12 protein-coding genes are annotated in these 12,442 nt (G+C 68.7%); 10 read left to right on the forward strand and 2 right to left on the reverse strand.

Annotated elements, in window-relative coordinates:
• Positions 1-951: a cysteine synthase family protein gene (locus RHOOR87_RS0104155; protein WP_027484335.1), complete on the forward strand. Its 951-nt coding sequence runs from the start codon at positions 1-3 to the stop codon at positions 949-951.
• Between the two features lie 68 nt (positions 952-1,019).
• On the opposite strand, the gene RHOOR87_RS0104160 is transcribed toward RHOOR87_RS0104155, so the two are convergent.
• Entirely contained in the window at positions 1,020-2,819 is a 1,800-nt protein-coding gene (locus RHOOR87_RS0104160; protein ID WP_027484336.1) for an aminopeptidase P family protein, read from the reverse strand.
• Positions 2,820-2,963: 144 nt separating this feature from the next.
• Between RHOOR87_RS0104160 and RHOOR87_RS0104165 the strand changes: the two genes are divergently transcribed.
• The 8 genes from RHOOR87_RS0104165 to truD all read left to right on the forward strand — a co-directional run bounded on the left by RHOOR87_RS0104165 (position 2,964) and on the right by truD (position 10,860).
• Positions 2,964-4,634, forward strand: a complete 1,671-nt coding sequence (locus RHOOR87_RS0104165) for a CTP synthase (protein WP_015448018.1) — start codon at positions 2,964-2,966, stop codon at positions 4,632-4,634.
• On the forward strand, positions 4,631-5,467 hold the full coding sequence (gene kdsA, locus RHOOR87_RS0104170) for a 3-deoxy-8-phosphooctulonate synthase (protein ID WP_015448017.1): 837 nt from the start codon (positions 4,631-4,633) through the stop codon (positions 5,465-5,467). Before RHOOR87_RS0104165 ends, kdsA begins: the two co-directional genes overlap by 4 nt.
• A 62-nt stretch (positions 5,468-5,529) precedes the next feature.
• Complete coding sequence (gene eno, locus RHOOR87_RS0104175; RefSeq protein WP_007511168.1) at positions 5,530-6,828, forward strand: phosphopyruvate hydratase; 1,299 nt, start codon at positions 5,530-5,532, stop codon at positions 6,826-6,828.
• 10 nt (positions 6,829-6,838) lie between these two features.
• Positions 6,839-7,174, forward strand: coding sequence for a cell division protein FtsB (gene ftsB, locus RHOOR87_RS0104180; RefSeq protein WP_007511170.1), 336 nt, complete (start codon positions 6,839-6,841; stop codon positions 7,172-7,174).
• Complete coding sequence (gene ispD, locus RHOOR87_RS0104185; RefSeq protein ID WP_007511172.1) at positions 7,171-7,869, forward strand: 2-C-methyl-D-erythritol 4-phosphate cytidylyltransferase; 699 nt, start codon at positions 7,171-7,173, stop codon at positions 7,867-7,869. Before ftsB ends, ispD begins: the two co-directional genes overlap by 4 nt.
• Before the next feature lie 10 nt (positions 7,870-7,879).
• Positions 7,880-8,353 carry a 2-C-methyl-D-erythritol 2,4-cyclodiphosphate synthase gene (gene ispF / locus RHOOR87_RS0104190; protein WP_007511174.1) on the forward strand — a complete coding sequence of 158 codons (474 nt, stop codon included), beginning with the start codon at positions 7,880-7,882 and terminating at the stop codon, positions 8,351-8,353.
• Positions 8,350-9,744 (forward strand): magnesium transporter, encoded by a 1,395-nt coding sequence (gene mgtE, locus RHOOR87_RS0104195; RefSeq protein ID WP_027484337.1) that lies wholly within the window; start codon positions 8,350-8,352, stop codon positions 9,742-9,744. Before ispF ends, mgtE begins: the two co-directional genes overlap by 4 nt.
• A gap of 105 nt (positions 9,745-9,849) precedes the next feature.
• Positions 9,850-10,860 carry a tRNA pseudouridine(13) synthase TruD gene (gene truD / locus RHOOR87_RS0104200; protein ID WP_027484338.1) on the forward strand — a complete coding sequence of 337 codons (1,011 nt, stop codon included), beginning with the start codon at positions 9,850-9,852 and terminating at the stop codon, positions 10,858-10,860.
• 96 nt (positions 10,861-10,956) lie between these two features.
• Here truD and RHOOR87_RS0104205 read toward each other — a convergent pair whose 3' ends face one another.
• Positions 10,957-11,502 carry a Smr/MutS family protein gene (locus tag RHOOR87_RS0104205; RefSeq protein ID WP_027484339.1) on the reverse strand — a complete coding sequence of 182 codons (546 nt, stop codon included), beginning with the start codon at positions 11,500-11,502 and terminating at the stop codon, positions 10,957-10,959.
• A 140-nt stretch (positions 11,503-11,642) separates the two neighbouring features.
• On the opposite strand from RHOOR87_RS0104205, the gene surE reads away from it, so the two are divergent.
• A complete protein-coding gene (gene surE / locus RHOOR87_RS0104210) occupies positions 11,643-12,440 on the forward strand; it encodes a 5'/3'-nucleotidase SurE (protein WP_027484340.1) in 798 nt (265 codons plus the stop codon).
• The last annotated feature ends 2 nt before the right edge of the window (positions 12,441-12,442 follow it).

The raw sequence follows: 12,442 nt of genomic DNA on the forward strand, positions 1-12,442 counted from the left end.
ATGGCCACGCGCTTCACCACAGTATCGGACAGCATCCTCGACGCGGTCGGCGACACCCCGTTGCTGGAGATCGAGGGCGTCTACGCGAAGATCGAGTTCCTCAACCCTTCCGGCTCGATCAAGGCGCGTATCGCCAAGTACATGATCGAGCGGGCGGAGCGGGAAGGTTTGCTCAAGCCCGGCGACACCATCGTGGAGGCGACCAGCGGCAACACCGGCAACGCGCTGTCGATGGTGGCGGCGGTGAAGGGCTACCGCATGCTGGTGGTGATGCCCGAGGGCCTGTCCAGCGAGCGCGTGGCGATCTCGCGGGCCTACGGCGCGGACGTGCTGTTCTGCGGCAATTTCCATGTCAACGAGGCGCTGGTGCGCGCGCAGCGGCTTGGCCAGCAGGCCGGCTACTTCTGCCCCAGCCAGTTCGAGTCGGAATGGAACGTGGAGGAGAACCGGCTGATCCTCGGCCCGGAAATCCTGGCCCAGCTGCCGCCGGGCCGCGTGCCCGATGCGCTGGTGCTGGGCGTCGGCACCGGCGGCACGCTGATCGGCGTGGGCCAGGCATTCCGCGAGGTCAACCCGAATGTGCGGCTGTTCGCGATGGAGCCGTCCGAGTCGTGCACGATCCTGTGCGGCGAGATTGCCGCGCACACCATCGAAGGCATTTCCGACGGCTTCGTGCCGGGCATCTTCCAGCGCCACGCGGGGCTGGTGAACGAGGTGCTGAACGTGTCCAGCACCGATGCCGTAAGCGAGATGAAGCGGCTGGCGCGCAGCTACGGGCTGTTCTGCGGACCGAGCTCCGGCGCGCACCTGCTCGCCGCCAAGCGCATCCGGCAGAACTTCCCGAAGCTGAAGACGGTGGTCACCGTGTTCTGCGACGAGGGCGAAAAATACCTGCACGAGTACTTCATGCAGCCTGCCGCCGTCGACGTGGGCGCCACGCACTTTCGCTGAGGCGGTCACGCGTGGCCGGCTGCGCGACGCAGGGCGGTCACTGTCCGCCCTGCGCGTTCGGGGAGGAGCTACAGCGGCGCGCAGTGGCGGCTCAGCCACTCCAGGTCGGCGGCCTCCAGCAGCGGGCTGAGCGCGGCGCGCACGCTGGCGTGGTAGTCGTCCAGCCAGGCACGTTCCTCGGGGTTGAGCAGGCCCGGTTCCAGCGCGCGGCGGTCGAACGGGCACATGGTCAAGGTCTCGAAGGCGAGGAATTCGCCGAACTCGGTGCGGTCGGCTTCGACCACCACGGCCAGGTTCTCGTGGCGGATGCCGTGCCGGCCGGGCTTGTACAGGCCCGGCTCGATCGAGCTGATCATGCCCGGTTCCAGCGCCACCAGCGCGCCGCCGGCGACCGGCGGGCGAATCGACTGCGGGCCCTCGTGCACGTTGAGGAAGTAGCCCACGCCATGGCCGGTGCCATGGCCGTAATCCATGCCCGAAGCCCACAGTGGCGCGCGCGCCAGCGCATCCAGTTGCGGGCCGCTGGCACCCTTCGGGAAGCGGGCGCGCGACAGCCCGATCATGCCCTTCAGCACCAGGGTGGCGTCGCGGCGCTGTTCGGCGGTGGTCTCGCCGAGCGCCAGCACGCGGGTGATATCGGTGGTGCCGCCGAGGTACTGGCCGCCCGAATCGATCAGCAGCAGGCCCTTCGCCTGCAGCGTGACGTGCGATTCCGGCGTGGCGCGGTAGTGCGGCAGCGCGCCGTTCGCCTGGTAGCCGGCGATGGTGGCGAAGCTCTCGCCGACCCAGCCGGGCTGGGCCGAGCGCTCTTCGTGCAGCAAGGTGTCGACGTCTAGCTCGGTCACCGTCATACCGGCGGCGAGGCGCTGTTCCAGCCGGCGGAAAGCGCGCACCAGGGCGGCGCCGTCGCGGCGCATCACGTCGCGGATGTGGTCGAGTTCGGCGACGCTCTTGACCGCCTTGAACGCGGTGCTCGGATTGGCTGCCTCGATCCGGCTCACGCCTGACGGGATCGCCGCGGCGATCGCGCTGACCACCCGGCCGCTGTCCAGCAGCAGGCGGTCGGCAGCATCCAGTTCCTGCAGGGTCGAGGTGATCGAGGCGTAATCGGCGATGCCGATGCCGTCGGCAGCCAGTTTCGCGACCAGCGCATCGCTCAGCTTGGCGCGGCCGACGAACAGGGTGGCGCGGTGGTCCGCCTGGACCAGCAGATGGGCCAGGAACACCGGATTGCACTCCACGTCGCTGCCGCGCAGGTTGGTCAGCCAGGCGATGTCGTCGAGGCTGGACAGCAGGTGGTGGCTGGCGCCGAGCTTGTGCATCGCCTTGCGCAGGCGGGCGAGCTTGTCGGCGCGCAGGATGCAGGCGTAGACCGGATCGTGTTCGACTACCGGCGCCTGCGGCAGGGCGGGGCGGTCCGCCCAGATCGCACCGGGCAGGTCCAGGTCGGTGCGTACCGTGGCGCCGCTGTCGGCAAGCCGGCGCTCGATCTGGCGCTGGGTGGTCGCGGCCACGCTGTCGCCGGCCACGGCCAGCACGTCGCCCTCGTGCAGATGCTGCTGCAGCCACTCGAGATGCTCGGGCGTGTGCGGCACGCGCAGCTTCATCAGGCCGATGCCGCTGCCGGCGAGCTGCTGTTCGGCCTGCGAGAAGTAGCGCGAGTCGGTCCACAGCCCGGCCTGCTCGCGGCTGACGATCAGGGTGCCGGCCGAACCGGTGAAGCCGGACAGCCATTCGCGCGCGGCCCAGTGGGCGGGCAGGTATTCGGACAGGTGCGGATCGGCGCTGGGAACCAGCACGGCAGCGACGCCGTGCTGCTGCATGGCCGCACGCAGGGCGGCGAGACGGGCGGGGACGGGGTTGTTCATCCGGCCATGCTAGCAGGCGGCCCGAGGCCGTTTCATCCGTGGCGGACAGTTGGAAATGAACCGATCGCGACAAATTCTGCGCTTCCATCTCGCAGCGGGACGCTTCTGCAGCTAAAATGCCAATTTCCAGCACGGCTGCTTTCCATGACCCCCCTGATTTTCGTCACCGGCGGTGTGGTGTCCTCGCTTGGCAAGGGCATTGCTGCGGCGTCGCTCGCTTCCATTCTCGAAGCACGCGGCCTTTCGGTCACCATGATGAAGCTCGATCCCTACATCAACGTGGATCCGGGCACGATGAGTCCGTTCCAGCACGGCGAGGTCTACGTGACCGACGACGGCGCCGAGACCGACCTCGACCTCGGCCACTACGAGCGCTTCGTCCGCACCCGCCTGACCGGCAAGAACTCGATCACCACCGGCAAGATCTACGAGAGCGTGATCCGCAAGGAGCGCCGCGGCGATTACCTCGGCGCCACCGTGCAGGTGATCCCGCACATCACCGACGAGATCAAGCACTGCATCCACGAGGCCACCCGCGGTTTCGACGTGGCGCTGGTGGAGATCGGCGGCACCGTGGGCGACATCGAATCGCTGCCGTTCCTGGAGGCGATCCGCCAGCTGCGCATCGAGCACGGGCCGGAGAAGGTGGTGTTCATGCACCTCACCCTGGTGCCGTACATCAAGGCCGCCGGCGAGATCAAGACCAAGCCGACCCAGCATTCGGTGAAGGAACTGCGCTCGATCGGCATCCAGCCGGACATCCTGCTGTGCCGCTGCGAGCAGCCGCTGCCCGAGAGCGAACGGCGCAAGATCGCACTGTTCACCAACGTGCCGGAGCAGGCGGTGATCAGCGCTACTGACGTGGACATCATCTACAAGCAGCCGCTGTACCTGCATCAGCAGGGCCTGGACGACATCGTGGTCAAGCGCCTCGGCCTGGACGCCAAGCCGGCCGACCTGTCCGAATGGCAGCGCACGGTCGATGCGGTGGAACATCCGAAGGACGAGATCACCGTCGCCATCGTCGGCAAGTACGTCGAGCACAAGGACGCCTACAAGTCGCTGGGCGAGGCGCTGCGCCACGGCGGCATCAAGCAGCTGACGCGGGTGAACCTGGACTGGGTCGACTCCGAGCAGGTCGAGGCCGAAGGCGCCGCCAAGGTGCTCGGCAAGGCCGACGCGATCCTGGTGCCCGGCGGCTTCGGCAAGCGCGGTTTCGAGGGCAAGGTGCTGGCCGCGAAGTACGCGCGCGAGCACGGCGTGCCGTACTTCGGCATCTGCTACGGCATGCACGCGGCGGTGGTGGATTTCGCCCGCCACGTGGCCGGCCTCGCCGATGCCGACTCCAGCGAGAACGACCGCAACACGCCGAACCCGGTGATCGCGCTGATCACCGAATGGACCACCGCGGCAGGCGAGGTCGAGCAGCGCAGCGACCGCTCCGACCTCGGCGGCACCATGCGCCTGGGCGCGCAGGAATGCCGCCTCAAGGCCGGCACGCTGGCACGCGAGCTGTACGGCCAGGACGTGGTGCGCGAACGCCATCGCCACCGCTACGAGTTCAACAACCGCTACCGCCAGCCGTTCGAGGACCTGGGCCTGGTGATCTCCGGCAAGTCGATGGACGACCTGCTGGTGGAAATCGTGGAGCTGCCGCAACAGCGGCATCCGTGGTTCCTCGGCTGCCAGGCGCACCCGGAGTTCACCTCGACCCCGCGCGACGGCCACCCGCTGTTCATCGGCTTCGTGCGCGCGGCGCGCGAGTTCAAGGCCGTGCGCGACGGCGAGAAGCTGGCCCGGGAGCGCGTGGCATGAAGTTGTGCGGCTTCGACGTCGGCCTGGACCGGCCGCTGTTCCTGATCGCCGGTCCGTGCGTGGTGGAGTCCGAGCAACTGCAGCTGGACACCGCCGGCACGCTGAAGGAGATCACCTCGCGGCTCGGCGTGAACTTCATCTTCAAGTCCAGCTTCGACAAGGCGAACCGTTCCTCCGGCGAGAGCTTCCGCGGGCCGGGGCTGGAGGAAGGCCTGCGCATCCTGGGCGAGGTGAGGCGGCAGATCGGTGTGCCGGTGCTCACCGACGTGCACGAGTACACGCCGATGGACGAGGTCGCCGCGGTAGTCGACGTGCTGCAGACGCCGGCCTTCCTGTGCCGGCAGACCGACTTCATCCAGAAGGTGGCGCGTGCCGGCAAGCCGGTGAACATCAAGAAGGGCCAGTTCCTCGCGCCGTGGGACATGAAGCACGTGGTGGCCAAGGCGAAAGCCGTCGGCAACGATGCCATCATGGTGTGCGAGCGCGGCGCCAGCTTCGGCTACAACAACCTGGTGTCGGACATGCGCTCGCTGAGCGTGATGCGCGATACGAACTGCCCGGTCGTGTTCGACGCCACCCATTCGGTGCAGTTGCCGGGCGGCCAGGGCGCCACCTCGGGCGGCCAGCGCGAGTTCGTGCCGGTGCTGGCGCGCGCCGCGGTGGCGGTGGGCGTGGCCGGCCTGTTCGCCGAGACGCATCCCGACCCCAGCAAGGCGCTCAGCGATGGCCCCAACGCGTGGCCGCTGGGCAAGATGGAGGCGCTGCTGGAAACCCTGCTGGAGCTGGATGCCGTAACCAAGCGGCACCGCTTCCTGGAGCAGGATGTTTCCTGAAACACCGGGCGCAGCGATGCGCCCGTTCCAACTCATTCACCACCCAGGCAGACGGACACCGCATGAGCACCCAGATCACCCGCATCCACGCCCGTGAAATCCTCGACTCGCGCGGCAACCCCACGCTGGAAGCCGAAGTCACCCTGGCCGGCGGCGGCTTCGGCCGCGCCGCCGTGCCCAGCGGCGCATCCACCGGTTCGCGCGAGGCGGTCGAGCTGCGCGACGGCGACAAGTCACGCTACGGCGGCAAGGGCGTGAAGAACGCGGTGGCGAACGTCAACACCACGATTGCCGCGGCGCTGAAGGGTTTCGATGCGGCTGACCAGAAAGGCCTGGATGCGAAACTGATCGCGCTGGACGGCACGCCGAACAAGGGCAAGCTGGGCGCGAATGCGCTGCTCGGCGTGTCGATGGCGGCGGCGCACGCGGTGGCCGCGTCGCGCGGCGAGCCGCTGTGGCAGTACCTGTCGCACGGCAAGCCCGGCGTGCTGCCGGTGCCGATGATGAACATCATCAACGGCGGCGCGCACGCCGACAACAACGTGGACGTGCAGGAGTTCATGATACTGCCGGTGGGCCTGCCGACGTTCGCTGAGGCGCTGCGCGCCGGTGCGGAGATCTTCCATGCGCTGAAGAGCGTGCTGCACGGCCGCGGCCTCAGCACCGCGGTGGGCGACGAGGGGGGCTTTGCGCCAAACCTGCGCTCCAACGTCGAGGCGATCGACACCATTCTCGAAGCCGTCCACAAGACCGGCTACAAGGTCGGCAGCGAGATCCTGCTCGGCCTCGACGCGGCCAGTTCCGAGTTCTACAAGAACGGCAAGTACGACCTCGCCGGCGAAGGCAAGCAGTACAGCTCGGCGCAGTTCGTCGACCTGCTCGCCGGCTGGGCCAGGCAGTACCCGATTGTCACCATCGAGGACGGCATGGCCGAAGGCGACTGGGACGGCTGGAAGCTGCTCACCGATGCGATCGGCGAGCGCGTGCAGGTGGTCGGCGACGACCTGTTCGTGACCAATCCGGCGATCTTCCGCGAGGGCATCGAGAAGCACATCGCCAATTCGATCCTGATCAAGGTGAACCAGATCGGCACGCTGTCCGAGACCCTGGAAGCGATCGCGATGGCCGACGCGGCGAAGTATTCGGCGGTGATCTCGCATCGCTCCGGCGAGACCGAGGACACCACCATTGCCGACATCGCGGTGGCTACCACGGCGACCCAGATCAAGACCGGCTCGCTGTGCCGCAGCGATCGCGTGGCGAAGTACAACCAGCTGCTGCGCATCGAGGAGGCGCTGGGTTCGGCCGCACGCTATGCCGGCCGCGGGGCGTTTCCGAACCTGACCCGCCTGCCGGGCTGAACGGCCGCCCATGCTGCGCTGGATCGCCCTGGTTCTGATCCTGCTGCTGATCGGCCTGCAGCTGAAGCTGTGGACCGGCAGCGGCAGCATGCACGAGGTGGACAGCCTGCGCGTGGCGGTGAAGAAACAGGCCGACGAGAACGCGAAGCTGCTGCAGCGCAACCAGGCGGTCGGCGCCGATGTGCTGGACTTGAAGCATGGCGACCAGGCAGTCGAGGCGCGTGCGCGCACCGAGTTGGGCCTGATCAAGCCAGGTGAGGTGTTCTACCAGGTGGTGGAAACGCCGGCCTCGGCGTCCAGCAGCCTGCCGCCGCCGCCACCCGCCACGCCCGCCGGGTCGCCATGAGCGCGCCGGCGCTGTGGTGCGTGGTGCCGGCCGCGGGGCGCGGCACCCGGGTTGGCGGCGACTGCCCGAAGCAATACCTGCCGCTGGCCGGGCGGCCGCTGATCGCGCACACGCTGGAGCGGCTCGCTGCGCATCCGCGGATCGGCGGCCTGCTGGTGACGCTGGCCGCTGGCGATGCGCACTGGTCCAGGATCGACACGCTCAGCGGCAAGCCGGTGCTGACCGCGGTCGGTGGGGCCGAGCGCAGCGATTCGGTGCTGGCCGGAATCGACGCCTTGCCGGCGTCGGTGGGTGCGGACGATTTCGTGCTGGTGCACGACGCCGCGCGGCCCTGCGTGCGGCTGGCCGACATCGGCAGGCTGATCGAGCTGGCCGGGGCGGCCGACGGCGGCCTGCTCGGCGCGCCGCTGCGCGATACGCTGAAGCGCGCCGATGCGGCCGGCCGCAGTGTGCAGACCGAGCCGCGCGACCTGCGTTGGCGTGCCTTCACGCCACAGATGTTCCGGCGTGGTCAACTGGCGGCGGCGCTGCGCGACGCCGCACGGCGCGGCGTGAACGTCAGCGACGAGGCGATGGCGATGGAGCTGGCCGGCTTCGCGCCGTTGCTGGTCGAGGGCGCCGAGGACAACATCAAGGTGACCACGGCAGCGGATTTCGCGCTGGCCGAGTTCCTGCTTGCAAGGACAGTCGCATGAGGGCCGCCCCATGAGGATCGGACAGGGCTTCGACGTGCATGCATTCGGCGAGGGCGACCACGTCACCCTGGGTGGCGTGCGCGTACCGCATCGTCGCGGCGTGGTGGCGCATTCGGACGGCGACGTGGTGATCCATGCGCTGTGCGACGCGATCTTCGGTGCACTGGCGCTGGGCGACATCGGCCGGCATTTCCCGCCCTCGGACGAGCGCTGGCGCGATGCCGACAGCCGCCAGTTCCTGCGCCATGCGGCGATGCTGATGGCGCAGCATGGCTACACGCTGGGCAATGCCGACATCACCGTGATCGGCGAGGCGCCGAAGATCGGCCCGCACGCGCAGGCGATGCGCGAGAACCTCGCTGTCGACCTGGACAGCGAGGTCGGCCGCATTAGCGTCAAGGCCACCACCACCGAAAGACTCGGCTTCTGCGGCCGCGGCGAGGGGATCGCTGCGCAGGCGTGCGTCCTGCTGGAGCGCGCGTGACCGAAGTAGAGGCCCGCAGCGCCACCAGCCGGCTGCACGACCAGCTCGAAGCCATCGTCGAGGTGCTGCGCCGGCATGACGACGAAGGCCCGCTGCCGGCCGGATCGCAGGCCGAATTGCGCCGGCAACTGGACGAACTGCACCCGGCCGACATCGCCTTCATCCTCGAATCGCTGCCGCTGGACGACCGCCTGGCGGTCTGGCAGCTGGTCAAGGCCGACCGCGACGGCGAGATCCTGCTGGAAGTATCCGATGCGGTGCGCGAATCGCTGATCGCGGACATGGACCGCCAGGAGATCCTCGCCGCGGTCGAGCCGCTGGACGCGGACGAGCTGGCCGACCTGGTCGAGGATCTGCCGACCGCGATGCTGCCGGAGCTGATGGCGAGCCTGGACACGCAGCAGCGCCAGCAGGTGCAGTCGGCGCTGTCCTACGGGGACGACCAGGTCGGCGCGCTGATGGACTTCGAGATGGTCACCATCCGCGAGGATGTGAGCCTGGAAGTGGTGTTGCGCTACCTGCGCCGCTGGGACGAGCTGCCGGCGCAGACCGACAAGTTGTTCGTGATCAACCACGACAACCTGCTCACCGGCGTGCTGCCGCTGCACTGGCTGCTGGTGAACCCGCCGGAAAAAATGGTCAGTGCGGTGATGGCGCCGGACGTCAACACCTTCCACCCCACCGACGATGCGTACGACGTGGCGCAGGCGTTCGAGCGCTACGACCTGGTGACCGCGCCGGTGGTCGACGAGAGCGGCCACCTGATCGACCGCATCACCATCGACGCGATGGTCGACGTGATCCGCGAGGAAAGCGAGAGCGAAGCGCTCAGCCGCGGCGGCCTGCGCGAGGAGGAGGACATCTTCGCCTCGGTATGGGCCTCGCTGAAGAACCGCTGGGCGTGGCTGGCGATCAACCTGGTCACCGCGTTCATCGCCTCGCGCGTGATCGGCCTGTTCGAAGGCTCGATCGAGCGGCTGGTGGCGCTGGCCGCGCTGATGCCGATCGTGGCCGGCATCGGCGGCAACTCCGGCAACCAGACCATCACCATGATCGTGCGCGCGCTGGCGCTGAACCAGATCACCACCGAGAGCGCGAAGCGGCTATGGCGCAAGGAACTGACCGTGTCGCTGCTGAACGGGCTGGTCTGGGGCGGGGTGATCGGCGTCGTCGCGTGGCTGCTGTACGACAGCGCCTCGCTGGGCCTGGTGATGACCGCGGCGATGACGCTGAACCTGCTGCTGGCCGCGTTCGCCGGCGTCGGCATCCCGGTGCTGATGACGAAGTTCGGCCGCGATCCGGCGCTGGGCTCCAGCGTACTGATCACCGCGATGACCGACAGCGGCGGTTTCTTCATTTTTCTTGGCCTCGCCACCATCTTCTTGATGTAGGAGCCCGCTTGCGGGCGATGCTTTTGCTCTAGGTACTTCGGTGGAGATTCAGAGCAGAGCATCGCCCGCGAGTGGGCTCCTACAAAACTGACCGGACCTTTCGACGTGCAAGAACTTCCCCACGCCTTCGGCGAACCGCCACTGACCGCCCGACTGCGCAGCGCGCCGGAGGACTTCCAGGTCGAGGAGATCCTCGGCTACGACGCCGACGGTGCCGGCGAACACGCCCTGCTGTGGGTGGAGAAGCGCGGCGCGAATACCGACTGGGTGGCGCGAGAACTGGCGAAGTTCGCCGGCGTGCCGCCAGTCGCGGTGGGCTACGCAGGGCTGAAGGATCGCCACGCGGTGACCCGGCAGACCTTCTCCGTGCAGCTGGCGGGCAAGCCCGACCCGGACTGGTCGGCGTTCCCGCACGCGGAAGTGAAGGTGCTGGCGGCGACGCGGCATTCGCGCAAACTGAAGCGCGGCGCATTGCGCGGCAACCGCTTCGTGCTTGTGCTGCGCGAGGTGCAGGGCGACCGCGGCGCGGCGGAACAGGCGCTGCAGCAGATCGCCGCGCGCGGCGTGCCGAACTATTTCGGCGAACAGCGCTTCGGCCGCGAGGGCGGCAACGTGGCGCAGGCGCGGGCGATGTTCGGCGGGCGTCGCGTGGATCGCGACCAGCGCTCGTTCCTGTTGTCCGCGGCGCGTTCGCAGATCTTCAACAGCGTGCTGGCGGCACGGGTCGAACGCGGCGCCTGGGACAGCCCGCTGGATGGCGAGATCTGGTCGCTGGCCGGCTCGCGCTCGTGGTTCGGGCCGGAACCGTTCAACGCGGTGCTGGCCGAACGGCTGGCCCGCGCCGACATCCATCCGTCCGGCCCGTTGTGGGGGCAGGGCGAGCCGCCGAGCCAGGGCGAGGCGGGCGCGCTGGAGCGCGAGATCGGCGCGGCGAACGACGACCTGGCCGCCGGCCTGGCGGCGGCGCGGATGGACCAGGAACGCCGCCCGCTGCGGCTGCTGCCGAAGGACCTGCGCTGGCGCTGGCTGGGCGACGACGCGCTGGAACTGTCGTTCGAGCTGCCGGCCGGCGCGTACGCCACGGTGGTCGTGCGCGAAGTGGCCTCGATCGCGTAGGAGCGCAGCCTGTCCGCAAGGGACTTCCTTCATCGCGTGCGATGCTTTTGATCTCGCATCGGGAAGAGCATTCGCGCACCGGACGCGCTCCTGCAGTCAGCCCCTGAGCAGGACGATCACCGCGCCGGTGCCGCCCAGCGCCGGTCGTGCCGAGGCGAATGCGATCACGTCGTCGCGTCGGCGCAGCAGGCGGTCGGTGAGGCCTTTCAGTACCGGTCCGGCGGCTTTCGAGCGCAGGCCCTTGCCGTGCACGATGCGCACGCAGCGCAGGCCGTGCTGTTTCGCCTCGGCCAGGAAGGCGACGATGCTGGCCTGCGCGGCGGCGGCGTTCATCTGGTGCAAGTCGAGGTCGTCCTGCACGCTGAACTGGCCACGCTTGAGCTGGCGCAGCAGCTTCGGCGGGTAGCCATCGCGCAAGTAGCCCAGTTCCTCGCCGACTTCGAGCAGGGCCGGGTCAAACGCCATGTCCAGCAGTTCGCCGGGCACGGCGGCTTCGTCCGCGTCCAGCATGTGCGGATGCGGCGCGGGCTTCGCCGCCGCTGGTGGCGGCGCCACCGGGTCGAGCGGGCGCACGTCGCCGATCGCCTCGCGGAACAGGCGGCTGTCGTCGTCGTTGACCCGTGCAGGTGGGCGGCGCTTCATGTCGGCATGCTAAGTCAAAGCGCGCAGCGGATGCCCGGACGATGTGAAACCCATGCCGCGCTCCGGTAAACTCGACGGGTGTGGCGCGCGCCGTGAGGTCATGGACCAGCGTGTCCGCAGTCAGCTTTCGACGGAGCATCATGCGAGTTCTGGTCAGCAACGACGATGGCGTGGATGCACCTGGCATCCACGTGCTTGCCGAGCGCCTCGGCGAAGTGGCCCAGGTGACGGTGGTGGCGCCCGACCGCGATCGTTCCGGCGCCAGCAATTCGCTCACGCTCGATGCGCCGCTGCGCGTGCTGCCGATGGGCAACGGCTACTACCGCGTCGCCGGCACGCCGACCGATTGCGTGCATCTGGCGCTGGCCGGACTGCTGGACGAAGAGCCCGACATGGTCGTCTCCGGCATCAACAACTCGGCGAACCTCGGCGACGACGTGATCTATTCCGGCACGGTGTCGGCGGCGATGGAAGGGCGCTTCCTGGGACTGCCGGCAATCGCGGTGTCGCTGGTCAGCCATGACCACAAGGGCGTGCACTACGACTCGGCGGCGAAGGCGGTGCTGCTGCTGATGCAGCGGCTGCTGGTCGATCCGCTGCCGGCCGATACCATCCTCAACGTCAACGTGCCGGATCGGCTGTGGGCGGAAATCGAGGGCTTCGAGGTGACCCGCCTCGGTCGCCGCCATCGCGCCGCGCCGTGCATCGCGCAGACCGATCCGCGCGGCCGGCCGATCTGGTGGATCGGTCCGGCCGGCGAGGTGGACGATGCCGGTCCCGGCACCGATTTCAATGCCGTGCGGCGCGGCTTTGTTTCGGTCACGCCGATCCATGTCGACCTGACCCGCTTCCAGGCGCTGGAGAAGGTCAGCAGCTGGATGCAGCCGCTGAGCGACGCGATGGCGGTAGGCCGGACCAGCAACGACGAGGCGGCCTGAGC

It is taken from the genome of Rhodanobacter sp. OR87 (genome assembly GCF_000473345.1).
Taxonomy (GTDB): Bacteria; Pseudomonadota; Gammaproteobacteria; order Xanthomonadales; family Rhodanobacteraceae; genus Rhodanobacter; species Rhodanobacter denitrificans.